The organism is Janthinobacterium sp. 61 (assembly GCF_002846335.1).
In the GTDB taxonomy this organism is placed as follows: Bacteria; Pseudomonadota; Gammaproteobacteria; order Burkholderiales; family Burkholderiaceae_D; genus Janthinobacterium.
The window spans coordinates 1,431,713-1,452,119 of record NZ_PJMQ01000001.1; the positions used below are offsets into that span (position 1 = coordinate 1,431,713).

Consider the following 20,407-nt stretch of genomic DNA (forward strand, 5'->3'; position numbering starts at 1 on the left):
CTACGCCGCCCTCGGCTTGAGCATGCCTTCCACGATGCCCAGCACGGTCTGGCGGGGCAGCAATCGCGGCAACCAGGCCAGCAGCCGGTTGGGACGGCCCGCCACGTGGCTGCTGCGGCCCCGGTCCAGCGCGCGCAGCGCTTCATCGACGACGTCTTGCGGCGCCATGCGCTTGCCCACGGCAGCCTCGGGCGCGGCCACCACGTCGAAGAACGCCGTTTCCGTGGCGCCCGGGCACAGGGCCAGAACGCGCACGCCGCGGCTGCGGTTTTCCGCCCACAGCGCTTCCGAAAACGACAGCACGAAGGCTTTGCTGGCACCGTAAATCGCCATGTAGGGATCGGGCTGGAGAGCGGCCGTGGACGCCACGTTGATGATGGCGCCCCGCCCTTGCGCCAGCATGTGCGGCAAGGCGCAGTGCGTGAGTTCCATGAGGGCCGTGCAATTGACGGTCACTTCGGCCGCCTGGCGCGCCAGATCGATGCTTTCGAAGCGGCCATGGGTGGCAAAACCCGCGTTATTGATCAGCACGTCGGGCGGCATGCCAAGCGCGCACGCTTGCGCATGGGCGTGGGCGGCCGCGCCGGGCAGGCTCAGGTCGGCCACCAGTGCATGCGCGCGGATGCCGTGCCGCCGGGAAAGATTGGCGGCCAGCGCATCGAGCACGGCGCCCGAGCGGGCCAGCAGCAGCAAATGCGCGCCGCGTGCGGCCAGGGTTTCCGCAAAGACACGGCCGATGCCGGACGAGGCACCTGTGATCAGCACGGTTTGATTGGTGTAATTGAAAGCGGTCATGGCAGCGGTGTGGAGTGAATGGAGTTTTCACTGTAAACTGTGGTCTTTAGTCCACGGTCAAGGGGAATCGATGCGCATCGGAGAAATCACCCGCCTGACGGGCGTCAGCAAGGATACGGTGCGCTTCTACGAGCGCCAGGGACTGCTGGATGAAGCGCCGCAGCCGGGCATGACGAACAACTATAAAGAGTACTCGGCGCAAGCCTTGCGGCGCATCGAGTTGATCGGCCACGCCAAGGCGCTGGGCTTTACCTTGAAGGAAATCGCCGAAGTCATCGCCGTATGGCAGGAAAATGACCTCGATGCGGCGACCAAGCGGGTCATGCTGGAAACGAAAATCGCCCAGATCGACGAAAAGGCCCGTTCGATGGCCCTGCTGCGCGCCGGTCTCGTCGATGCGCTGGCAAAGGTAGAGACGGGCTGTGAGGACGGTGTGGCGATCGCAAGAAATTTACAAGGATAATCAATGACTTATTACACGCAATACCGCCACCTGGCGCTCGAGGGCGCCAAGCCTGCTCCCACGGCGCAGCAGATTGCCGCCATCGAAACCTTGCTGGAAGCCCCGCTGCCGCCCGCCTTCCTGGCTTTCCTGCAAGTGGCCAACGGCGCATACTTCGATTACACCACGGATGTGCCGGACGGCAGTGGTGGCGTGGAAAGAATGGGGTTCAACACCTTCTTCAGCGCCGACGAAGGTGATTTCTGCGATGAAACGCTGGTGGGCGAAATCCGCGCCGCGCGCCAGCATACGGACATGCCGGTGCGCATCCTGCCCTTTGCCCGCGATGGCGGCAATTCCATGGTTTACCTGGATTTGACGCAAGAAGGCGGCGGACGCGTGCTGGCCTATGTGCAAGAGTTGCCCGAGTGGACGGGCAAGCGCGCCCACGGTTTCATCGAACTGGCGCCCTCCTTCGATGCCTGGCTGGACAGCCTGTACATCGACCGCGACACGGTGCTCGACGAACTTGAACACAGCGTCTCTGAGCCGTCCCATCTGGACGCGATGAGGGAGTGGCTCGATATCGGCATGCCCGCCTGGCGCCGCGATGCCGGCATCGCCGCCTTGTTTGCTCTGAAACAAGTTGAACTGTGCGCTAACGAACAGGACTAGTCCTACGGGCATGGCCGCGACTGTCCTATGGGTGTGCGCAGGCTGGGGGCTTAACATTGCCATCAGCTTGCAGAAAAAACCATACCTGAAAGGCATCCCATGCGCATCTCGATCACCAGTTCCCGTACCCCCTCCCTGAAAAGCGTGGCCATCGGCGCCGCCGTGGCGCTGTTGAGTGGCATCGCCATCAACAGCATCGCCGCTGCCGCACCGGGCGCGTACGACAAGCAATTCCTCAGCAAGGCTGCCGACGCGGGCAGTACGGAAATCGCCGCCAGCAAGGTGGCGCAAAGCAAGAGCAGCAATCCCGAGGTGAAAAAATTCGCCGACGCCATGGTGACGGACCACGCGAAAGTAGCGGAGGAACTGAAACAGCTGGCCAGCAGCAAGCAGATCGCGGTCAGCGACCAGCCCGGCGCGAAGCACAAGCTACAGATCGACAAGCTGGGCCGACTGGAAGGCCAGCAATTCGACAAGGAATATGCGGCCAGCATCGGCGTCGCCGCGCACAAGGAGGCCGTGAAGCTGTTCACGGATGCCAGCCAGAAAGCCGGCGATCCCGACATCAAGGCTTTTGCCGCGAAAACCTTGCCAGCGTTGCAACATCACCTGGATATGGCGAATGCCTTGCAGGCAGCATTGGCGAAATAGGCAGCCATACGGGGCGAGATGCGCGCTGTACGTGCTGTACGGCAAGCACTTCCGGTCTTGACATACAATGCGGCAACTCAGTTTCTGGCACCGCCATGACCTCATGCAGCTACTCAAGAAAACCGGCCTGATCGCCGCCGCCGTCCTGTTTGCCATCACGCTGGCAGGCTGGCTCTTCATCAAGGTGAGCGCGGCGCGCAATGCCACCGTGCATACCCAGCAGTGGAACGACCAGGGCACGTGCGTGATCAAGACCTATGTGCCGCACTATGGCAATGGCGTGCCGCAGAACATCGTGCGCGCGCTGAGCACGTCCACCTTCTTTCGCGTGTACCACAAGGATGGCACCTTGCTGGAAAGCACGGAATGGGTGCTGGACATGCATGAAGACGGCATCCTTGACCATGCCCGCTGGGGCCAGAACCAGAACCGCGCCATCTACCCGACCGACATGGGCTATGAAGGCTGGACCTTGCCCGAGTGCGCGTAAGCCAGCCATAATGCCGAAAGCTAAGTCTACAGGCCTACGCAGCCCCTGGGTCGACGTGCCATATGAACCCACGCTGTACCATTTCCTCGGCCCCTTCGACGTGTATGACCGCGAAGAAACCCTGGGCGTGGAGCTGGACGCCTGGGACATGAACGATGCCAGCCAGCGCGCGGCGCTGATACGGCGCGACATCACGTCGCAATACAAGGAACTCAGTTACCGCCACCGCCATGCGCTGGTGGCCGTGCTGGCGCAGGCGCTGCAAGACCCTGATTATGACTTCCAGGCCATCCTCGAACATGACCCGGAGAGTACCTACGCCCTGCCCGCCCGGTGGGATGAGATGGCCGACCCGCGCGCTTTTTTCGCCGATATCTACCGCCTGGTGCAGCAGGACTGGCGCGACGACCTGGCGCGCGCGGCGGCGGAAGACCCGTCCAGCTGGTAGGACGGTGTGGATGCCACACTAGCGTATCGATAGTCTGCCGCCCTCTTTCTCCTCTGAAAACTCCATGGTGGCAAGGTGCAAGTGGCGTTGCAAAAACGCCCATCTGAAAAAAAATCTGTTGCACCAGCGCATGCCCGTCGGCATCGCGCTACCATCAACCGTCAGCATTCCCCCTACCGCACCGGTTCCCCGCCGGCTTTCCCTGCCGCAATGTGAAGGAGATTCTCATGTCCAAGTTCGCCCCTGCCGTTGGCCTGTCGCTCATGCTTGCCGCCACCCTGCCATCCATCGCCAGCGCTGCCGACGGCGGCGCCACGCGCCCCGATGCCGAAGCCATGGTCAAGAAAGGCGTGGCCTACATCAAGAGCGCCGGCGACGCCAAGGCGTATGGCGAGATCACGGCCAAGGCGCCGCAATTCATCCTGCACGACCTGTACCTGGTCGTCTACAAGCTCGACGGTACGGTCGTCGCGCATGGCGCCAACCCGAAAATGGTGGGCAAGAACTTGATCGAGCTGAAGGATATCGACGGCAAGGCCTTCGTCAAGGAGCGCGTCGACCTGGCCAAGAGCAAGGGGACGTTCTGGCAGGAATACAAATTCACGAATCCGGAAACCAAGAAGATTGAGCCAAAGGTGATGTATTGCGAAAAGCTGTCCGAAACCGTCGTCTGCGGCGGCATCTACCTGTAGCCATCGCCGCGCCGCCAGTGGCGCGACGGCACACCGATCTCGCAACGAATTTCTCAACGATACAGGCCCCGATGAAAATCGCACAGAAGATGTTGATCGTCCCGGTGGTCGCTCTGGCTTGCCTGCTGGCCATGGGGGCCTTGTCTTACTTCGCCATGCAGCAGAACGAGCAGCGCATGCGTGACCTGAAAGACGTCACCCTGACGGCCGAGCGGCTTGCCAACCAGCAAGCTATCGCCCTGGGCCAGGTGCATGCCGACGTGTATGCGAAGATTGCCATCGCCGCCAGTCTGTCGGACGAGCAGTTCAAGCAATTCGGCGCGCAAACGGATGGCCAGCTGAACGCCATCGTGCAAGGCTTGACGGAACTCAAGAAATTTTCTGGCGCGGCCACGGAAGCAAGCCAGGCCCTGCCGGGCGTCAAGCGCTACCGAGCCAGCGTGGCGCAGGCACTGGATCTGGCCTCGATGGACCCGAATACGGGTGTGGCAGCGATGCAAAATGCCGCCACGCACTACCAGCAGGTGCGCGGGCAGCTGCACCAGGTGCTGCTCAATCTCGACCATCGCACTGTCGATGCGCTGCAGGAGACAAAAAATGCGGGCCAGCGCGCCGGCTGGCTGTCGCTGGGCACCATGGCCATCGGCTTTGCCCTGCTGGCCCTGATCGCCATCTGGGTGGCGCGCTCCGTGGTCGGCCCCATCGACGAAGCGTACCGCGCCGCCGAAAGCCTGGCCGCCGGCGACCTGACCATGCGCATCGATGCCCGGGGCGACGACGAGGTGGGCAAGCTGTCGCGGGCACTGGCTACCGTGGTGAAAAACTGGAGTACCTTATTGGGCGAGATACGCCAGGCGGGCTCCACCATCACGGTGGAAGCGAGCGAAATCGCGCTGGGCAATGCTGACTTGTCGGCCCGCACGGAGTCGCAAGCCCATTCCTTGCAGGAAACGGCAACCTCCATGCATGCCTTGACCGATACCGTGCGCGAAAACGCCAGCCATGCGCACCAGGCCAACCAAATGGTGCTGTCGACCTCGAACGTGGCGCTGGAAGGCGGCCGCGTGGTGGGCCAGGTAGTCGAGACCATGGGTTCGATCAAGGCCAGTTCCGGGCGCATCGTCGATATCATCGCCGTCATCGACGGCATTGCCTTCCAGACCAACATCCTTGCCCTGAACGCGGCCGTAGAAGCGGCGCGCGCGGGCGAACAGGGGCGCGGCTTTGCCGTCGTCGCCACCGAAGTGCGGGGCCTGGCCCAGCGCTCGGCCACGGCGGCGCGCGAAATCAAGCAGCTGATCGAGGATTCCGTTGCCAGGATAGAAACGGGCAGCGAGCTGGCCGACAGCGCCGGGCGCACCATGGGCGACATCGTCGCGTCCGTCCAGCAGGTGACGGCGATCATGAACGACATCACGGCGGCCAGCCAGCGCCAGAGCAAGGGCATCGAGGAAGTCAACAATGCCATCACGGAAATGGACGAATTGACCCAGCGCAATGCCGCCCTGGTCGAGCAATCGGCCGCTGCCGCGCAAAGCATGCAGGACCAGGCGCATGATTTGCTCAGGGTCGTCGACGCCTTCCGCCTGGGCGATGGCGGCCCGCCGCTGTTGCCGCGTTAGTGGCGTTGCGGCAACGCGGCCTTGGCGCAGGCCAGCATCTTATTGCCCGCTTCAGCCAGTGCGGGGTCCGGGTCCGCCTGCAAGACGCTGCCCCTGCTGTTCTGGTCATCGTAACTGCCCAGCATGGCCGCATACAGCGAGGCCTGGTCCTGCAGGCGCCAGGTGGCGCTGCGGGAATTGCCGGGCGCGGCAGGCATACTGGCGCTGAAGTAACTATACAAGCCGCCGACCTGTTTCTTGTGCAGCCATTCCATCAATTGGACGATGCGGTACTGTTCCAGCAGGGTCAATTCGCTGACATTGACGCCGGACAGGGTGTAATACAGTTCCAATCGGGCCATCCAGTTGCCCTTTGCGCCAGCCGCCACCAGCGCATCCCAGGCGGGGCCGGAGCGTACGCTGCGCACGGCGCGCGGCGCGCCTATCCAGGCGTCAACGGCGGCCTGGTCCGGCACGGGGCCGTAGTGGCCGGGTGCGCGGCAGACGAACTGGCGCGCGTCTGGCCCACCATCCTTGAGCGCGTTGCTAATCTGCGCGGCAACCTTGTCGCCTATGCCCAGCAGGCGCTTGCCATAGCCTTCCAGGGTCCAGCTCGACGGCAGGCGCCCCAGCCAGGCCAGTGCATCGTCGTTGGCCCTTGCCGCCACCGCATAGGCGGCGATCCGGGCCTGCATCTTGGCGTCCTTCTGCTGCTCCGCCAGCTTGAGCGCATCCTGCTCTTCGTCATAGCGGCTCGTGGTTTTGGCCAGTTGCATGCATTGCTGGAAGGCGTCAGGGGCGCCCAGCCAGCATTGCGCGGGGACCTTCAGCTGCCAGCGCATGCTGACGGTTTTCAGGATATAGTTTTCTTCGCCCTCCTCCGCCTTGACATAGGCGCGGCCATCGGCCTTCGTCACCCCCTTCGTCAGCTGCTTGCCGCCAGCCGTGCTCCAGGTGTACGGGTCATCGTCCTGCGGCACGCCGGGTACGGCGTACAGGGTCAGGTAATGGCCAGCAGCGGCAGGCGTATCGGCCGCATGGCTTAGCGGCGACAGCAGGGATAAGGTCAGCAGAGTTCTTCCAGGTAGCAGTTTCAGCATGCAGTAATCGGTTCAATGAAGTTCGGTATGGCAGGCGCAGTCGTGGCCGCTGGCCGCCTCGGACAGGTTTTGCAGGATGGCGCAGTCTTGCGACGGCTGCGGCTGGTCACACTGATGGCGCAGAGTCACCAGTTGCTGCTGCAGGGTTTGCAAATTCGCCATCTGTTCGGCAATGCGCAAGATATGGTGGTCGAGCAATTCATTGACGCTTTGGCAACCTTCGGCAGGATTGTTCTTGAACTCCAGCAAGGCGCGGATATCCGTCAAGCCGATTTGCAGGGAGCGGCAATGGCGGATGAACTGCAGCCGTTCCTGGTGTTCTTCGCGGTATTCGCGGTAGCCGGCGCTGTTGCGCCCCGGTTCCTGCAGCAAGCCCGCCTTTTCATAGTAACGCACGGTTTCAACGTCACAATCTGTCCGTTTGGCTAGTTCTCCGATACGCATGGCATCCCCTTTTCATTCCTTCGTGCAAATTCTGCTTGACCCTGTAGCGGCTACAGGGTTTCTAATGGAAGCATACACCAATCCTGAAGGATGATGCGATGCCGCACGATAGCCATAACCACGCGCACGACCATGACCACGAGCACAAGCCTGCGCAAAATGCCAAGCCTAGCCACGGCGGCTGCTGCTCACACAGCCACGCCGCCCCCGCTGGCGACTCCGCGCCTGTCCTGCCCAGCGCTCCCATCGCTGGCGCGAGCACGGCCAAATACCGGATTGCCAACATGGATTGCCCCACGGAAGAGCGTTTGATCCGCAACAAGCTGGCCAATATGAGCGGCGTGGTGGGCCTCGATTTCAACCTGATGAACCGCGTGCTGGACGTGCACCACACCTTGCCGTCGCTGGCCACGGTGGAAGCGGCGCTGCACGGCATCGGCATGCAGGCGATTCCCATGGAGGCGGACACCGTCGTCGCGCGTGATCCGAACGAAGGCAGCCTTAGCGGCTTGCAGAAAGGCTTGCTGGTCGTCTCCGGCCTGGCTGCCGCCTGTGCCGAGGCGCTGGCGTGGACCACGCATGAAGACAGTTCGCCCCTCGTCATCGCCCTGGCCCTGCTATCGATCGCCACGGGCGGCTGGCCGACTCTGAAAAAGGGCTGGATTGCCCTGAAAACCTTCACTCTGAACATCAATTTCCTGATGAGCCTAGCGGTGTTTGGCGCCATCGCCATCGGTCAGTGGCCAGAAGCGGCCATGGTCATTTTCCTGTTCGCCATTGCCGAGCTGATCGAAGGCTTGTCCCTGAACCGCGCACGCAACGCTGTGCACAGCCTGATGCAACTGGCGCCCGACACGGCGACGGTCGCCGACGCCAGCGGCGCCTGGCAGCCAGTATCCGTCGCCACGGTTGCCATCGGCACCTTGATGCGCGTCAAGCCGGGCGAACGCATCGCGCTCGATGGCGTGGTGGCCAGCGGCGCATCGTCCGTCAACCAGGCGCCGATCACGGGCGAAAGCATGCCGGTGGACAAGGCCGTGGGCGACGTCGTGTATGCGGGCACCATCAATGAACGGGGCTTGCTCGACGTCACGGTGACGGCCAACAGCGGCAACAGCACCCTGGCCAAAATCGTCAAGGTGATCGAGGAAACCCAGGGAAAACAGGCGCCCACGCAGCGCTTTGTCGATAACTTCGCCCGCTATTACACGCCGGCCGTGGTCGTGTTCGCCATCCTCGTGGCCGTGCTGCCGCCACTGCTGCTGGGTCAGCCCTTCATGGCCTGGGTCTATAAAGCGCTGGTGATGCTGGTGATCGCCTGCCCGTGCGCGCTGGTCATTTCCACGCCGGTGACGGTGGTCAGCGGCCTGACGGCGGCTGCGCGTCGCGGCATCCTGGTCAAAGGCGGGCAATTCCTGGAAACGGGCTACCGCATCAAGGCCATCGCCGTCGACAAGACGGGCACCTTGACCATGGGCAAACCGGCCGTGACGGACGTGGTGGCCATGGACGGCAGCAACCGCGACGCCATCCTGCTGCTGGCCGCCAGCCTGGACGCCAATTCGGCCCACCCGCTGGCTGCCGCCATCGTCAAGGCCGGTCCGCCCGCCAGCAGCCACTTGCCCGTCACCCAGTTTGCCGCCCTGCATGGACGCGGTGTGCAAGGCGATATCGCTGGCCAGACCTATTACCTGGGCAATGCGCGCCTGATGGCGGAATTGAAGGTCTTGACACCGGAACTGCAAGCCATCCTGGCGCGGCTGGAACAGCAAGCGTACACGGCCATGGTGCTGTCCACCTCAGCCGGCGCCTTGGGCGTGATCGCCGTGGCCGACGTGCTGCGCTCCACGGCGGCGTCCGCCATCGCCAGACTGAATGCCCTGGGCGTGACCACCGTGATGCTGACGGGAGACAATTTGCTGACGGCGCAGCGCATCGGCGCCGAGGTGGGCGTCAGCCTGGTCAAGGCGGAATTATTGCCGGAAAACAAACTCGATGAAATCAAGGCCTTGCAGCGGCAATTCGGCGTGGTGGCCATGCTGGGCGACGGCGTCAACGACGCCCCGGCCCTGGCGCAGGCCGACATCGGCTTTGCCATGGGCGCAGCCGGCAGCGACACGGCCATCGAGACGGCGGACGTCGCCCTGATGGATGATGAATTGGGCAAGTTGCCCGAATTCATCAGCCTGAGCCAGCGCACACGCAGCATCCTCGTGCAAAACATCAGCTTTGCCATCGGCATCAAGGCCGTCTTCTTTGGCCTGGCCCTGGCCGGTACGGCGACCCTGTGGATGGCCGTCTTCGCGGACGTGGGCGCCAGCCTGCTGGTGGTGGCCAACGGGCTGCGCTTGCTGCGTCATGACAAGCGCCCTTAAATTACTGGAAAAATATTTCCATCTGGACAAGTGTGGTAAAAAACGCTACTTTGGGGCTTTTCACAACAACCCCACAATAGCCGATGCAACCCACCTTCCGCCTGGCCCTGCTGTCCGGCCTGCTGTTGTCTAGCACCAGCTTGCACGCCGAACCCGCCGGTAGCATCTGCGCCTCGCCCGCGCAGCCCGTGCGCGAACAGGGTTACGTGGCCATCAATGGCATCGAGCAATGGATCACGGTCACGGGAGCCGCCTGCGGCAATCCCGTGATCCTGTTCATCCATGGCGGGCCAGGCAATGCGCTCAGTCCGTATGCGGACGCCATTTATGCCTGCTGGGAACGCCACTACACGCTGGTACAGTGGGCCGGTAACGGATGCGCCGCCCAAGCATTGGTGGCAGCCGGCACCGTTCTACGCCACGCCGCAAGCGGCGGCTGATTTTGATGCTGCCGACGACTACTCCTACATCCAGTTCATCGGCGGGCGCGGCGACGGCATGTTTGCCAAGGTCGACTTGCCCGCGCTGGGCACGCGTTTTGACTTGCCCGTGTTTTTCATCATGGGCGAAGCGGACCTGCTGACCTCGCCCGCCATCGCGCGTCGCTACTTTGACAGCATCAGCGCGCCGGCCAAGGATTTTACGGTGGTGAAACGGGCCGGACACGATCCGAACCAGCTCGTACTGGACGCGCAATGGACGGTCTTGCACGACAAGGTAGCGCCGCTGCTCAAGCGTTGAGCGGACTAGCTGCGCGGCGCGCCCGCAGATGCAGGTGGCGGATAGTGGCCGATGCCAGCATCAGGATCGCGGAAGCCGTGGCCAAGACGACAATAAACGCCTTGTCGAAGGCCGAACGGGCCAGCTCCGACACTTGCAAGCCCAGTTCGGCCGGCAATTGCTCGGCCGCCAGCAACGCAGCATCGAGGGTGTCATGGGCATTCGGCAACAGGCCCGCGCTTTCCGGAATCACCAAGGTGGCGCTGTAGACGGCCGACAGGATGGTGCCCAGCACCGTGACGCCGATCACGGCGCCCAGTTCGTACGACACTTCCTCGATCGAGGCGGCCATGCCGGCCTGTTGCGGCGCCACGTTCAGCATCACGGCGCTGGATGCGGCCGTCATGACGGCGCCCAGGCCCAGGCCCAGGATCACCAGGCTGGCCACTTGCGCCGAGACGGCGGCGTCATGCAGCACCAAATACGATGCCATGCCGATACCGGACAGCAGCAGCGAACCCCACAATACCTTGGCCTTGTCGGCGCGCGGCAGCATGAAACCCGTCAGCGGGCCGGCAAATACGGACGCCAGCGGCAGCGGCAACAGCAGCAAGCCAGCTTCCAGCGGTGACAGCTCGCGCACCAGCTGCATGTGCTGGCTCAGCGCCAGTTCCATGCCGATCAGGGCGGCGGACGCCACCATAGCGGCCGCCACGGCGCTGGAAAACGGCAATTCGCGGAACAGGGCGAAGTCGATCAGCGGCTTGGCTTGGCGCTTCTGGCGGCGCACGAACTTCAGCATGAAGAAGGCGCCCACGGCGAACGAGGCGGCCGCCAGCGCATACGAGGGCTGCGACTTGCCCAGCTCCTTGATCGCATACACGCCACCAAGCAGACCCATCATGATTTGCAACGAGCCCTTCAAGTCCCACGGCTTGTCGCGGTTACCGGCCCGTTTTGGCAGTACCACGGCGGCCAGCACCAGGGTTAGCAGCACGATGGGCACGTTGATCAGGAAGACGGAGCCCCACCAGTAGTGTTCCATCAGGAAACCACCCAGCACGGGGCCAAACGCGGCGCCGCCGGAGGCAATCGCCGCCCATACGCCGATGGCGAACGAGCGCTCGCGGTTGTCCGTGAAGGTCAGGCGGATGATGGACAAGGTGGCCGGCATCATCAGCGCGGCGCCGATGGCCAGCAGGATGCGGGCAAAAATCAGCCATTCCGGCGCGGGCGAAAACGCGGCGCACAGCGAAGCGATGCCGAACACGGCCAGGCCGGCGAGGAAAACGGGTTTGTGGCTCAAACGGTCACCGAGGGTGCCGAGGCCGGGCAGCAGACCGGAGACGACCAGCGCGTACACGTTGATGATCCACAGTTTTTGCGAGGATGTCGCCTGCAAGTCGCGCGTCAGCGCGGGCAAGGCGGTGTAGAGCACGGTCATGTCGACCACGATCAGGAACAGGGCGCTGGAGACGATGGCCAGCGTCAGCCATTTTTTCATTGGATGCATAAACAACTCATGTATTATTTAACAACTATCGGTTTGGATAAAGCGGGTGCTGCGCAAATATTTACGTTCCAGGCTGCCACGGGCCTGGCCTTGTCGGGGGCGGCGGGCGTCAGCCACGGTCGCCATCCTTGTCATCTACCGCGGCGCTCGCTGGGGAAGCGTCCAGTTCGCGCAGCATGACGACGGACACTTGCTTGAAACCACGACCCTGGAAGAATTTCTGTGCCGTCAGGTTATGCGCGCCGCATTCGAGGAATAAACGGGCGATGCCGTGGCTGCGCAGCTCGTCGGCTACCCACTCCACCAGCAAGCTGCCGATGCCGCTGCCGCGCACGGAAGGCAGCAAGACCAGGTCGTCCAGCGCGGCGAACGATTTCGAGGCGCGCTGGCGCGTGTCTATCGACACGAGGGCCATGCCGACGATGGCGTCGCCGGACATGGCGACAGCCAGCAGGGTCGAATCGCCATGCGCCCAGTCATGCGACAGCGCAGCGCGGATTTCGCCGCGTATCACCTCAGGCAAGTCCGCGCGCCAGTTGCCAGGCGCATCGGCGCGCTCTCCCTGCAGCTCCGAATGGGAGATATAGTCGGCGCTGACGTTGTCAAGATATAAATTGCACAAGGTATCTTCGGCGGTGGCGTCGTGACACCAGCTGAAGCTGATGGCGGGGGTATGGGCTTGAGCGTTTTTCATGGCGGATCTCATGTTATTGAATTAGTAAAGGCATTTTATGTCGCCCCTGAGTGGCATTCAAGTTAAAATCCATCTGTAAAACAGATAGGTGGATGCCATGCAATGGACTTTGGAACAAATGCGCTACTTTGAGGCGGCTGTCGCGGCCGGTTCTTTCTCGGGCGCAGCGCGCCGCCTGGGCCGCGCGCAATCGGTGGTCAGCACCTCGATCGGCTTGCTGGAAGCGGAATTCGGCGTGGAACTGTTCGATCGCTCGCGCCGCAGCGCCGTGCTGACAGAAGCGGGCAAGGTAATGCACCTGGAAGCGTGCGAACTGCTGCGCCAGGCCGAGCGATTGCAGCTGCGCGCGCAACTGTTGAGTGTGGCACCCGAAGCCCAGCTCACCCTGGCACTGGACGAAGCCCTGCCCTACCTGGCCATCAGTACGCTGGTGAAAGAATTGGCGGCACGCTACCCGGCGCTGGAACTGGTCATGCTCAACGCGACGGCGTCGGAAGTGGCGCAATACGTGGAGCAGCAGCAAGCCGACGTGGCCTTCCACTTCGACCGCGGCCCCATCTCGCCCGTGCTGGAACAGCAGCACATCGGCAGCGTGGCGCAAGGCGTGTTCGTCGCGAAAGGCCACCCCATGGCCCACGGCCAGGAAGTAAGCCGCAACGAGCTGACCCGCTACCGCCAGCTGATCATGGATTCCGAGTTGAACCGCGAACACGCCTTCAGCCCCGCCGTCTGGTTTTCCGACAGTTTTTACAGCATCGCGGAAATGGTCGCGGACGAGCTAGGCTGGGCCATTCTGCCGCTGAATATCGCCAATTACGACAACTACAAGGGTTATTTGCAGGAAGTGCCCTGCCCTGCCTTGGCCTTGTCGCGGCTGCCGGTGCGGCGCTTGTCGATTCATGGGAAGAAACTCAGCGAGACGAGTTTGTGGCTGACGACGAGGCTGGCGGAGTTGTTGGTGGATGGGCCGAGGGGCTAAGGCTTACTGCAGTCATTCAAGTAATAAAGAAGTAAAAACCGGTTCCGGCATTTTGGCGGCATGGCAAAGGCAGTATGATGGCCGTAGTTGAAAGGTATATCGAAAAGATGACCCTTGCATTGAATGCCATCTCATTCACAAGCAGAACTGGCGGCATAAAATTGCACTGCACGGTGACATTACTGTGACTGCGAGAAGGAGCACAGCATGGATTTCGATTGGCACGGCGGCGTCATTAAGCGGAACACGGTCGTTGATGCCCACTACAGGAGCACGCAAAACGTCAGGCGTTTCCTGTTTGACCAGTGCGGTCCCGCATTCAAGCTTGACCGTGATTTCATGGCCTGGATACGCGACGGCGCCGTCAAAACCATGGGCGATGTCGCGGATGAATGGATGCGCAGGCATCATCAAGCCAGTGATGCGTAAATAAACAAATTAAACAAATATTAATAAGTACTGAAAGCTTTACATGATGCACTCAACTGTCGTTAGCAACTGGCTCGCCATGGCGAAAGACGATGCCGTGGAGATTGATCCCGACGACATCAATCACGAAGCATTGAGCAATATGTGGAGGTTTTCGCCCACGGACGAGGAAACGCCGCAGATCCATGCGGCGGATATCGTTGCGTTCATCGGCCAGGTGATTGCGGCCCGCAGCAGCGCACTCAAAGGCGAGGACATGCTGTTCTATTGCTGGCACGATGCGCAATGCCGCCAACTACGGTTCAGCCTGGTGTCGCGTTCGCATGGCCGGCTGCCGTTTCGCTGCGAGTTGCGCGAAACGCAGGATCTGGCGCTGATCGTTGACCGCGTGGTGAACGGGGACTGGCGCAACGAGCACTATATGCAGGAACCGCCAGAGCAAGGGGATGAACAGGAACCGGGGCCGTTCGTCCTGCCCGTGTTTGTAGTGCCTGTGCCGTAGAAATCAGCGCGGCATAATCACGCCAGGAAACGCCCGGGCCGGCAAGCCTCCAGGGCTGACGCTGGCTGTTCATCGACGATTTCTTCGCTGGCGAGCTGGCCCACGATGGCCGCCAGCACCACGCCCGGATGCATGGCGCATACGTACACGCTTTCGACCTGCGGCAAATAGCCGATGACGGGTATGCCGTCAAAGGGGATGGGGCGCAGGCCGACACAGGCAAGTTCCAGCGCGATGGCGTCGGCGCCCTCGAGTTCATTGCGGATCGCGCTGGCCGTTTGCTGTGCCATGGCGGCAGGCTGGTTTTCAGGCGCGTCATCCACGTAGTATTCCGATGCCAGCAGGGTCCCGTCTTCGGCTTGCCGCACTTCCATTGCATGGCTGGAAATAGTGCCGCGCACCAGGCCGGGAGGCGCCTTGTAGCGCAGGAAGATGGCGGGCGAGGCGTGAATCGGCAGGCTGGCCCCCAGTTTCTGCGCCAGCGCGGCAGTGCCTGTGCCCGCTGCCAGCACGACCATATCGGCCTCGATGACCTTGGTGGCCGTTTCCACGCCCGTCACCCGCCCGTCCTGGATGGAAAAGCCCAGCACGGGCGTGTGCGTGCGGACAGCCGCGCCCAGCGCCCGGGCCGCTGCCAGCAAGGCATGCGTGGCGGCAACGGCGTCGAGGGCGCCCTGCTCCGGCTCGTACAGCGCTTGTTCCGGCGGCTGCCGCAGCTGCGGTTCAAGCTGGGCGATGCGCGAGCGGTCTATCAAGATGGACCCGGGCGACACCCGCCCATCCTGCGTGCCATACGACAAGGCGCCATGCCAGCGCACCGTCAAGCCGGGCACTTGTGTTTCCAGCTGCCGATAGGCCTCGATGGCGCCGCCGCGCAGGGCCGCAATGGGGGCGGACCCCGCGCAGGACGTGTTAATCCAGGCAAACGAGGTGCTCGTCACGCCGGAAGCGATGCCGCCCGCCTCGACCACGGTGACTTGCGCGCCCTTGCTGGCCAGGTGATACGCGAGCGACGCACCGACGATGCCGGCGCCGATGACGATGATGTGTTGCGGCTTTTTTCGATTCATATTTGCCAACTTTGAATATTTGTCACAGGGCAGAGTCTACCCCAGCCACCCGCAAATCCAGCGTGTAGGCATGGCCATCGACGACCTTGCCTTCCACCATGGCAATATCGGGTACGGCCCTTCCCTGCACGAAACCGCAGCGTTCCAGCACGCGGATTGACGCCGCATTGCCATCGATGGCGTAGGCGCACAGGCTGGCAAGCTGCCATTCGTCTTGCGCCAGGGAAATCAGGAAGCGCAGCGCGGCCGTGGCCAGGCCCTTGCCCGCCTGCTGTTCCCCGATGCGGTAGCCGACTTCGGCCGTTTTAGCCTGCGCGTCTATATCCTTGAGGTTGGCGCGGCCGATCAAATGTCCGTCTTCATCGACAATGACGCAGGGGTGCAAACGCTCCTGTTCGTGCTCGTCCAGGAATTGCCTGACGTGAGCATGGATGCCCTCAATACTGTAAAAATCGTCCGGGCGCGAGTCGATATGGCGCTCGAACCAGGCCCGGTTGGCTTGCTCAAATGCCAGCAGTGGCCCGGCGTCGTCCCGGTGCAAAATACGGATGGTGTATGTGCTCATGGATGCTCCGAACTATGCCGGTGTGGGCAGGGAAAGGCATGAGTCTAGTGATGCGCCACCCGGCCCGTCAATCTTGATTCCATCAATCAATATAAAATGACAAACGCTACAATGGCCGCCATGAACAACGATTTGTCCGCTACTGAGGCGGCGCGCCTCTTGGGCGTCAGCCTGCCTACCCTCTATTCCTATGTCAGCCGGGGCTTGCTGGTTTCCGTCAGCAATGGCGCGGCGCGCCGCAAGCGCTATCCGCAAGAGGAAGTATTGCGCCTGGCAGCCCGCAAGAATGACGCCAGGCGGGGTGGCCAGGCGGCCGTGACCGCCATGCACTGGGGTTTGCCCGTGCTGGAAACGCAGATTTCCCACATTCTCGAAGGACGATTGCTGTACCGGGGCTGCGATTCGACGTTGCTGGCGCAGCACGCAAGCCTGGAAACGGCCGCCAGCCTGCTGTGGGACGATGGCGCAAACGACTATTTTAAGCAAGACGCACCGCCCCTGCCGCCACAGCTGGCCAGCGTGCCGGACGCCACGCCACTCACGCGGGCCATGGTCGCCATGGCCATGCCGGCGTCCACGCCCGCGCCGGCGACTACGCCTGCAAGCATGCTGCAGGCCGGCCCCGCCCTGATGCGCACCCTGGCCGCCGCCCTGCTGCAGACGGCGCCGTCCGCCCTGCCGTTGCACCAGCAACTGGCTCAGGCGTGGCAAGCCGACGCGGAACAGACTGAATTGCTGCGCGCCGCGCTGGTGCTGCTGGCCGACCATGAATTGAATGCGTCGACCTTTGCCGTGCGCTGCGTCGCTTCGACGGGCGCCAGCCTGCCCGCCGCGCTGGGTGCGGGCTTGGCGGCCCTGTCAGGAGACAGGCACGGCGGCGGCAGCGCAGCGGCGCGGCGCATGTTGACGCAGGCGTTGGCAGCGTCTGACGCCAGGGACGCCGGCGGCGCCTATTACATGAGCATCGCACCGGAGTTTGCCGGCTTTGGCCACCCGCTGTATCCGCACGGCGACCCGCGTGCCGCGTATCTGCTGGGAATCTTGGCGACGCTGGCGCACGAGCACCCGCGGCTGCATGCGATCCTGGCTGCATGCGCCACGGCGGAAGAGTTGCTCGACGCCCGCCCGAATGCCGACCTGGCGCTCGCCGCCATGGAGCTGGCTTTCGGCTGGCCCGAGGGCGCGGGCATGAGCGTGTTTGCGCTGGCCCGCTCGGCCGGCTGGATCGCGCATGCTGCCGAGCAAGCCGCCAGCGCGGCCCTGATACGGCCGCGGGCCCGCTACATCGGGCGCCACCTGCGCGATTAAAAATCCAGGCTTGATTTATTACGCATACGTAGTAGTATACTTCGCATGCGTACCAATACCTCCACCACCCCAGACATTCCCGATGCTGCAGCCTGCCCGCTGGGCGAGCGTTCGCCGCGACTGTTCAACTTGCTCAATCTGGCGCGCCAGAACCTGTTCCGCTCGGCCGATGCCGTCTTTACCAGCGAACTGGGCTTTTCCGGCACACAAGTTGTCGCCCTGTTTGCCCTGAAGGGCGAGGAAGGCTGCCAATTGAAGGATCTGGGACGATTGCTGCAGCTGAAAAATTCGGCCGTGACGGGTCTGGTGGCGCGCATGGAAGAAAACGGCCTGATCGTGCGCGGCCAGTCGGCGTTAGATGCGCGCGCCGGCACCCTGCACATGTCGGCCAAGGGCGGCGAGGTGCTGGCCGCCGCCCTGCCCCTGCTCGACAGCCTGAATGAACAATTGAAGCAAGGTTTCAGCGAAGAAGAACTGGCCGTCGTCGCCCGCTTCCTGCTGCACGCCTCGCGCCTGCGTTTTGCGCAGGACGTCTGAGTCATCCCCACATCACCACCACAGGAGTTACCCATGCACCCGAACGACATGACTGGCTTGCAACTGATGCAAGCTTTCGCGCAAGGCCTGTTTCCACGGCCCGGCATCTCCAAGACCATGCCCATGGACGCGCACACGGTGGAGCATGGCCGCGTGATTTTCACGGCCACGGCAAATGAAACGCACACCAATCCCATGGGCGGCGTGCATGGCGGTTTCGCCGCCACCGTGCTCGACACGGTCACGGGCTGTGCCACGCACACGGTCTTGCCGGCCGGCGAAAGCTATGGCACGACGGACCTGAACATCAAGATGTGCCGCCCCCTGCCCTTCAACGTGACGGTCTACGCAGAAGGCAAAGTGATCAATGCGGGGCGCAACCTGGTCATTTCCGAAGGCACCATCCGCGACGAAGCCGGTAAAGTCTACGCCCATGCGACGGCCACCTGCATGATCATCCGCCCCCGGGAGCAGGCGGCTGCATGATACGCATGGGTAACATCGAGGAAGCCTGGCACCTGCTGCAGGCGATACCCGAGTTCGACCAGCGGCGCAGCCTGTCGCAGCTGCGAGACCGGCTGCCCGCCGGCGCGCTGATCCTGATCGCGGAAGCGGACGGCCAGCCCGTCGGTTTCAAGCTGGGATATGGCGCCGAGGATGGCTCTTTATATAGCTGGCTCGGCGCCGTGCTGCCCGCGTACCGCAAGGCGGGGCTGGCGCAGCGCCTGCTGGCAGCCCAGGAAGCCTGGGCTGCCGAAAACGGCTTTGCGGCCGTCACGGTGAAATCGATGAACCGCTACCCGTCCATGCTGCGTTTGCTGATACGCAATGGATACCAGATCCGGCTAGTGGAGCACTTTGGCGACCCGGCCAGGGAGCGCATCCACTTCATCAAGCCCTTGCCCTAAAGCGCCACGCAAATCGCCTCCTTAATCTCATCGACGCAATTCATGACGAACGACCCGTCTTGTACCAATGTGTCGCCAATTGTTCGCCCATGCAGCAACAGCAATTCGCCTGGCTCAAGACCATTAACTAACTCCAGCGGTTTGGAACAGCAAACTTCGATAGCTGTTGGACTCAATTTAACTTAATGAGGTTCTGGAGCACCAACGGCCCGCCTTTTTCCAGCAAAACACCACCCTCATTAAGTTTGCCCAATGTAAGCGGAGCGAAACCAAGATTTGCTACCAATTCCACGATAGCCACAATCGCACCGGCGTCGTTGCCCGCGACGAACATCACCCGGCGTCCGCCACCTTCGAGCGGGTCTGAGGCCAGTAGTTTTGCTGGCAACTGGTTGAGAGTTTTGACGACATCGGCGCCTTTAAATGCGGATGCCACGATGTCGCTTGAGGCTTTGCCTGCAAGCAGTTCAGGCGGCACACCATATGTGTTCATCGCGTCGACAACTATTTTCCCCGCCCAGTCCGGCGCAGCTGCGGCGATAGCCGGGTGCGCCATGAAGGGGACGGCCAAGATGATGACGTCCGCTTTCAGTGCGTCTTCGAGTGAGACAGCGGTGACATTGCGCCCTAGCTCGGACGCCAGTGCCGAAAGTGTGGCAGGCCCTCTTGAGTTGGCGATGTTGACGGATATTCCGGAGCGGGTGAATTGGCGGGCGAGTGCGGTGCCAACATTGCCGGAGCCGATGATGGAATAGGTCATGATGATTTCCTTTAATCGTGATTTATATTTATGCCGCGATTGCGGCGATGTCTTTTAATGCATGGGTGACTGCTGCTTCCCTGGCATCTGGGCCAAACGCAATGCCTTCAGCCCGGATGACCGTCACATCTGTTACGCCAAGGAATGCCAGTAAACCGATGAGGTAACTTTCCTGATGCTCTATCGCTGCGGCATGGCTCCCTGCCGAGTAGACACCACCCCGTGCGGAAGCGATAAACGCACGTTTGTTCTTCAATAATCCTTCGGGTCCCGTAGCCGTGTATTGAAAAGTTTTTCCTGCAACTGCAATACGATCTATCCACGCCTTGAGCGACGTCGGAATCGACAAGTTGTACATGGGGGCGCCGATTACGATGATATCTGTGGCGAAGAGTTCATCCATATAGGCGTTGCCCTTCAAGATATCCGCCGTCAAGACTGCGTCCTCGACAACTGCGCCTTGAAACGCAGCCATGTGAGCGCCCGACAGATGCAGGGCCGGCTCGGCCGCCAGATCACGGGCGATAATCGTGATGTCAGGGTGTGACGCTTTGTAGCGAGCAACGATCCCAGCAGAGAGTTGACGGCTTACCGAAGCGGTGCCAAGAACACTGGAGTCGAGGTGGAGAAGTTTCATGATATGCCTGTATGGTAAGTAAATAAAAGGATGTATTGGCGTCTAGAAATGGCCGTCTGAATGACTCTATGA

At 62.2% G+C, this 20,407-nt stretch carries 26 protein-coding genes and 1 pseudogene; 17 read left to right on the forward strand and 10 right to left on the reverse strand.

Annotated features, from left to right (window positions below):
* Positions 1–795 carry an SDR family oxidoreductase gene (locus CLU92_RS06590; protein WP_101481244.1) on the reverse strand — a complete coding sequence of 265 codons (795 nt, stop codon included), beginning with the start codon at positions 793–795 and terminating at the stop codon, positions 1–3.
* 70 nt (positions 796–865) lie between these two features.
* Here CLU92_RS06590 and CLU92_RS06595 point away from each other — a divergent pair, with 70 nt between their 5' ends.
* The 7 genes from CLU92_RS06595 (at position 866) to CLU92_RS06625 (ending at position 5,815) form a co-directional block, all read left to right on the forward strand.
* Positions 866–1,258 carry a MerR family transcriptional regulator gene (locus CLU92_RS06595; protein WP_101481245.1) on the forward strand — a complete coding sequence of 131 codons (393 nt, stop codon included), beginning with the start codon at positions 866–868 and terminating at the stop codon, positions 1,256–1,258.
* Positions 1,259–1,261: 3 nt separating this feature from the next.
* A complete protein-coding gene (locus tag CLU92_RS06600) occupies positions 1,262–1,912 on the forward strand; it encodes an SMI1/KNR4 family protein (protein WP_101481246.1) in 651 nt (216 codons plus the stop codon).
* A 99-nt stretch (positions 1,913–2,011) separates the two neighbouring features.
* A complete protein-coding gene (locus CLU92_RS06605) occupies positions 2,012–2,563 on the forward strand; it encodes a DUF4142 domain-containing protein (protein ID WP_101481247.1) in 552 nt (183 codons plus the stop codon).
* Positions 2,564–2,630: 67 nt separating this feature from the next.
* A complete protein-coding gene (locus tag CLU92_RS06610; RefSeq protein WP_101481248.1) occupies positions 2,631–3,053 on the forward strand; it encodes a hypothetical protein in 423 nt (140 codons plus the stop codon).
* A gap of 10 nt (positions 3,054–3,063) precedes the next feature.
* Positions 3,064–3,501 (forward strand): hypothetical protein, encoded by a 438-nt coding sequence (locus CLU92_RS06615; RefSeq protein WP_101481249.1) that lies wholly within the window; start codon positions 3,064–3,066, stop codon positions 3,499–3,501.
* Between the two features lie 227 nt (positions 3,502–3,728).
* The gene (locus CLU92_RS06620) at positions 3,729–4,193 is read left to right on the forward strand and encodes a cache domain-containing protein (protein ID WP_257561000.1); all 465 of its coding nucleotides are present in this window, start codon (positions 3,729–3,731) and stop codon (positions 4,191–4,193) included.
* A gap of 71 nt (positions 4,194–4,264) precedes the next feature.
* Entirely contained in the window at positions 4,265–5,815 is a 1,551-nt protein-coding gene (locus CLU92_RS06625; protein ID WP_257561001.1) for a methyl-accepting chemotaxis protein, read from the forward strand.
* Here CLU92_RS06625 and CLU92_RS06630 read toward each other — a convergent pair.
* Together CLU92_RS06630 and cadR are read right to left on the reverse strand one after the other, a co-directional pair.
* A complete protein-coding gene (locus CLU92_RS06630) occupies positions 5,812–6,894 on the reverse strand; it encodes a hypothetical protein (protein WP_101481251.1) in 1,083 nt (360 codons plus the stop codon). The two genes, CLU92_RS06625 and CLU92_RS06630, sit on opposite strands and share 4 nt — an antisense overlap.
* A gap of 12 nt (positions 6,895–6,906) precedes the next feature.
* A complete protein-coding gene (gene cadR, locus CLU92_RS06635; protein ID WP_034787498.1) occupies positions 6,907–7,338 on the reverse strand; it encodes a Cd(II)/Pb(II)-responsive transcriptional regulator in 432 nt (143 codons plus the stop codon).
* Positions 7,339–7,436: 98 nt separating this feature from the next.
* Between cadR and CLU92_RS06640 the strand changes: the two genes are divergently transcribed.
* From CLU92_RS06640 to CLU92_RS27420, 3 genes are all read left to right on the forward strand, one after another.
* Positions 7,437–9,713 (forward strand): heavy metal translocating P-type ATPase, encoded by a 2,277-nt coding sequence (locus tag CLU92_RS06640; RefSeq protein WP_101481252.1) that lies wholly within the window; start codon positions 7,437–7,439, stop codon positions 9,711–9,713.
* A gap of 83 nt (positions 9,714–9,796) precedes the next feature.
* On the forward strand, positions 9,797–10,153 hold the full coding sequence (locus tag CLU92_RS06645) for a hypothetical protein (RefSeq protein WP_101481253.1): 357 nt from the start codon (positions 9,797–9,799) through the stop codon (positions 10,151–10,153).
* Positions 10,041–10,454 carry an alpha/beta hydrolase gene (locus CLU92_RS27420; RefSeq protein WP_143452553.1) on the forward strand — a complete coding sequence of 138 codons (414 nt, stop codon included), beginning with the start codon at positions 10,041–10,043 and terminating at the stop codon, positions 10,452–10,454. Before CLU92_RS06645 ends, CLU92_RS27420 begins: the two co-directional genes overlap by 113 nt.
* Here CLU92_RS27420 and CLU92_RS06655 read toward each other — a convergent pair.
* Together CLU92_RS06655 and CLU92_RS06660 are read right to left on the reverse strand one after the other, a co-directional pair.
* On the reverse strand, positions 10,444–11,946 hold the full coding sequence (locus CLU92_RS06655; protein WP_101481255.1) for an MFS transporter: 1,503 nt from the start codon (positions 11,944–11,946) through the stop codon (positions 10,444–10,446). The genes CLU92_RS27420 and CLU92_RS06655 overlap by 11 nt on opposite strands.
* Before the next feature lie 109 nt (positions 11,947–12,055).
* Positions 12,056–12,640, reverse strand: a complete 585-nt coding sequence (locus tag CLU92_RS06660; protein ID WP_166674785.1) for a GNAT family N-acetyltransferase — start codon at positions 12,638–12,640, stop codon at positions 12,056–12,058.
* A 97-nt stretch (positions 12,641–12,737) separates the two neighbouring features.
* Between CLU92_RS06660 and CLU92_RS06665 the strand changes: the two genes are divergently transcribed.
* From CLU92_RS06665 to CLU92_RS06675, 3 genes are all read left to right on the forward strand, one after another.
* Positions 12,738–13,619, forward strand: coding sequence for a LysR family transcriptional regulator (locus tag CLU92_RS06665; protein WP_180338448.1), 882 nt, complete (start codon positions 12,738–12,740; stop codon positions 13,617–13,619).
* Between the two features lie 207 nt (positions 13,620–13,826).
* Positions 13,827–14,048 carry a DUF6434 domain-containing protein gene (locus tag CLU92_RS06670; protein ID WP_101481258.1) on the forward strand — a complete coding sequence of 74 codons (222 nt, stop codon included), beginning with the start codon at positions 13,827–13,829 and terminating at the stop codon, positions 14,046–14,048.
* 43 nt (positions 14,049–14,091) lie between these two features.
* Positions 14,092–14,550 carry a hypothetical protein gene (locus tag CLU92_RS06675; protein ID WP_143452554.1) on the forward strand — a complete coding sequence of 153 codons (459 nt, stop codon included), beginning with the start codon at positions 14,092–14,094 and terminating at the stop codon, positions 14,548–14,550.
* A gap of 17 nt (positions 14,551–14,567) precedes the next feature.
* Here CLU92_RS06675 and CLU92_RS06680 read toward each other — a convergent pair whose 3' ends face one another.
* Positions 14,568–15,620 (reverse strand): FAD-binding oxidoreductase, encoded by a 1,053-nt coding sequence (locus tag CLU92_RS06680; RefSeq protein WP_101481260.1) that lies wholly within the window; start codon positions 15,618–15,620, stop codon positions 14,568–14,570.
* 22 nt (positions 15,621–15,642) lie between these two features.
* On the reverse strand, positions 15,643–16,185 hold the full coding sequence (locus CLU92_RS06685) for a GNAT family N-acetyltransferase (RefSeq protein WP_101481261.1): 543 nt from the start codon (positions 16,183–16,185) through the stop codon (positions 15,643–15,645).
* Between the two features lie 96 nt (positions 16,186–16,281).
* Here CLU92_RS06685 and CLU92_RS06690 point away from each other — a divergent pair, with 96 nt between their 5' ends.
* From CLU92_RS06690 to CLU92_RS06705, 4 genes are read left to right on the forward strand one after another with little or no spacing between them, the layout of a single operon-like run.
* On the forward strand, positions 16,282–17,493 hold the full coding sequence (locus CLU92_RS06690; protein WP_257561002.1) for a citrate synthase: 1,212 nt from the start codon (positions 16,282–16,284) through the stop codon (positions 17,491–17,493).
* 45 nt (positions 17,494–17,538) lie between these two features.
* A complete protein-coding gene (locus CLU92_RS06695) occupies positions 17,539–18,030 on the forward strand; it encodes a MarR family winged helix-turn-helix transcriptional regulator (protein WP_101481262.1) in 492 nt (163 codons plus the stop codon).
* 33 nt (positions 18,031–18,063) lie between these two features.
* Positions 18,064–18,516, forward strand: a complete 453-nt coding sequence (locus tag CLU92_RS06700; RefSeq protein WP_034748275.1) for a PaaI family thioesterase — start codon at positions 18,064–18,066, stop codon at positions 18,514–18,516.
* Positions 18,513–18,938, forward strand: coding sequence for a GNAT family N-acetyltransferase (locus tag CLU92_RS06705; RefSeq protein WP_101481263.1), 426 nt, complete (start codon positions 18,513–18,515; stop codon positions 18,936–18,938). Before CLU92_RS06700 ends, CLU92_RS06705 begins: the two co-directional genes overlap by 4 nt.
* Here CLU92_RS06705 and CLU92_RS28470 read toward each other — a convergent pair.
* The 3 genes and pseudogenes from CLU92_RS28470 to CLU92_RS06720 form a co-directional block, all read right to left on the reverse strand.
* Complete coding sequence (locus tag CLU92_RS28470) at positions 18,935–19,114, reverse strand: pirin-like C-terminal cupin domain-containing protein (RefSeq protein ID WP_101481264.1); 180 nt, start codon at positions 19,112–19,114, stop codon at positions 18,935–18,937. The two genes, CLU92_RS06705 and CLU92_RS28470, sit on opposite strands and share 4 nt — an antisense overlap.
* Positions 19,111–19,707 (reverse strand): annotated as a pseudogene (locus tag CLU92_RS06715) (NADPH-dependent F420 reductase); the annotation flags it as partial. The gene CLU92_RS28470 and the pseudogene CLU92_RS06715, both read right to left, overlap by 4 nt.
* A 19-nt stretch (positions 19,708–19,726) precedes the next feature.
* Positions 19,727–20,335, reverse strand: a complete 609-nt coding sequence (locus CLU92_RS06720; RefSeq protein ID WP_101481266.1) for an FMN-dependent NADH-azoreductase — start codon at positions 20,333–20,335, stop codon at positions 19,727–19,729.
* Positions 20,336–20,407: the final 72 nt, after the last annotated feature.

Excerpts from the sequence above, each read along its gene's own strand:
- CLU92_RS06590 (WP_101481244.1), bottom strand. The coding sequence starts at position 795 with ATGACCGCTTTCAATTACACCAATCAAACCGTGCTGATCACAGGTGCC.
- CLU92_RS06615 (WP_101481249.1), top strand. The coding sequence starts at position 3,064 with ATGCCGAAAGCTAAGTCTACAGGCCTACGCAGCCCCTGGGTCGACGTG.
- CLU92_RS06720 (WP_101481266.1), bottom strand. The coding sequence starts at position 20,335 with ATGAAACTTCTCCACCTCGACTCCAGTGTTCTTGGCACCGCTTCGGTA.
- CLU92_RS06655 (WP_101481255.1), bottom strand. The coding sequence starts at position 11,946 with ATGCATCCAATGAAAAAATGGCTGACGCTGGCCATCGTCTCCAGCGCC.
- CLU92_RS06675 (WP_143452554.1), top strand. The coding sequence starts at position 14,092 with ATGATGCACTCAACTGTCGTTAGCAACTGGCTCGCCATGGCGAAAGAC.
- CLU92_RS27420 (WP_143452553.1), top strand. The coding sequence starts at position 10,041 with ATGCCTGCTGGGAACGCCACTACACGCTGGTACAGTGGGCCGGTAACG.
- CLU92_RS06620 (WP_257561000.1), top strand. The coding sequence starts at position 3,729 with ATGTCCAAGTTCGCCCCTGCCGTTGGCCTGTCGCTCATGCTTGCCGCC.
- CLU92_RS06660 (WP_166674785.1), bottom strand. The coding sequence starts at position 12,640 with ATGAAAAACGCTCAAGCCCATACCCCCGCCATCAGCTTCAGCTGGTGT.
- CLU92_RS06610 (WP_101481248.1), top strand. The coding sequence starts at position 2,631 with ATGCGGCAACTCAGTTTCTGGCACCGCCATGACCTCATGCAGCTACTC.
- CLU92_RS06695 (WP_101481262.1), top strand. The coding sequence starts at position 17,539 with ATGCGTACCAATACCTCCACCACCCCAGACATTCCCGATGCTGCAGCC.
- CLU92_RS06680 (WP_101481260.1), bottom strand. The coding sequence starts at position 15,620 with ATGAATCGAAAAAAGCCGCAACACATCATCGTCATCGGCGCCGGCATC.
- CLU92_RS06640 (WP_101481252.1), top strand. The coding sequence starts at position 7,437 with ATGCCGCACGATAGCCATAACCACGCGCACGACCATGACCACGAGCAC.
- CLU92_RS06600 (WP_101481246.1), top strand. The coding sequence starts at position 1,262 with ATGACTTATTACACGCAATACCGCCACCTGGCGCTCGAGGGCGCCAAG.
- CLU92_RS06690 (WP_257561002.1), top strand. The coding sequence starts at position 16,282 with ATGACAAACGCTACAATGGCCGCCATGAACAACGATTTGTCCGCTACT.
- CLU92_RS06685 (WP_101481261.1), bottom strand. The coding sequence starts at position 16,185 with ATGAGCACATACACCATCCGTATTTTGCACCGGGACGACGCCGGGCCA.
- CLU92_RS06705 (WP_101481263.1), top strand. The coding sequence starts at position 18,513 with ATGATACGCATGGGTAACATCGAGGAAGCCTGGCACCTGCTGCAGGCG.
- CLU92_RS06665 (WP_180338448.1), top strand. The coding sequence starts at position 12,738 with ATGCAATGGACTTTGGAACAAATGCGCTACTTTGAGGCGGCTGTCGCG.
- CLU92_RS06670 (WP_101481258.1), top strand. The coding sequence starts at position 13,827 with ATGGATTTCGATTGGCACGGCGGCGTCATTAAGCGGAACACGGTCGTT.
- CLU92_RS06700 (WP_034748275.1), top strand. The coding sequence starts at position 18,064 with ATGCACCCGAACGACATGACTGGCTTGCAACTGATGCAAGCTTTCGCG.
- CLU92_RS06625 (WP_257561001.1), top strand. The coding sequence starts at position 4,265 with ATGAAAATCGCACAGAAGATGTTGATCGTCCCGGTGGTCGCTCTGGCT.
- CLU92_RS06645 (WP_101481253.1), top strand. The coding sequence starts at position 9,797 with ATGCAACCCACCTTCCGCCTGGCCCTGCTGTCCGGCCTGCTGTTGTCT.
- CLU92_RS06605 (WP_101481247.1), top strand. The coding sequence starts at position 2,012 with ATGCGCATCTCGATCACCAGTTCCCGTACCCCCTCCCTGAAAAGCGTG.
- CLU92_RS06595 (WP_101481245.1), top strand. The coding sequence starts at position 866 with ATGCGCATCGGAGAAATCACCCGCCTGACGGGCGTCAGCAAGGATACG.
- CLU92_RS06630 (WP_101481251.1), bottom strand. The coding sequence starts at position 6,894 with ATGCTGAAACTGCTACCTGGAAGAACTCTGCTGACCTTATCCCTGCTG.
- cadR (WP_034787498.1), bottom strand. The coding sequence starts at position 7,338 with ATGCGTATCGGAGAACTAGCCAAACGGACAGATTGTGACGTTGAAACC.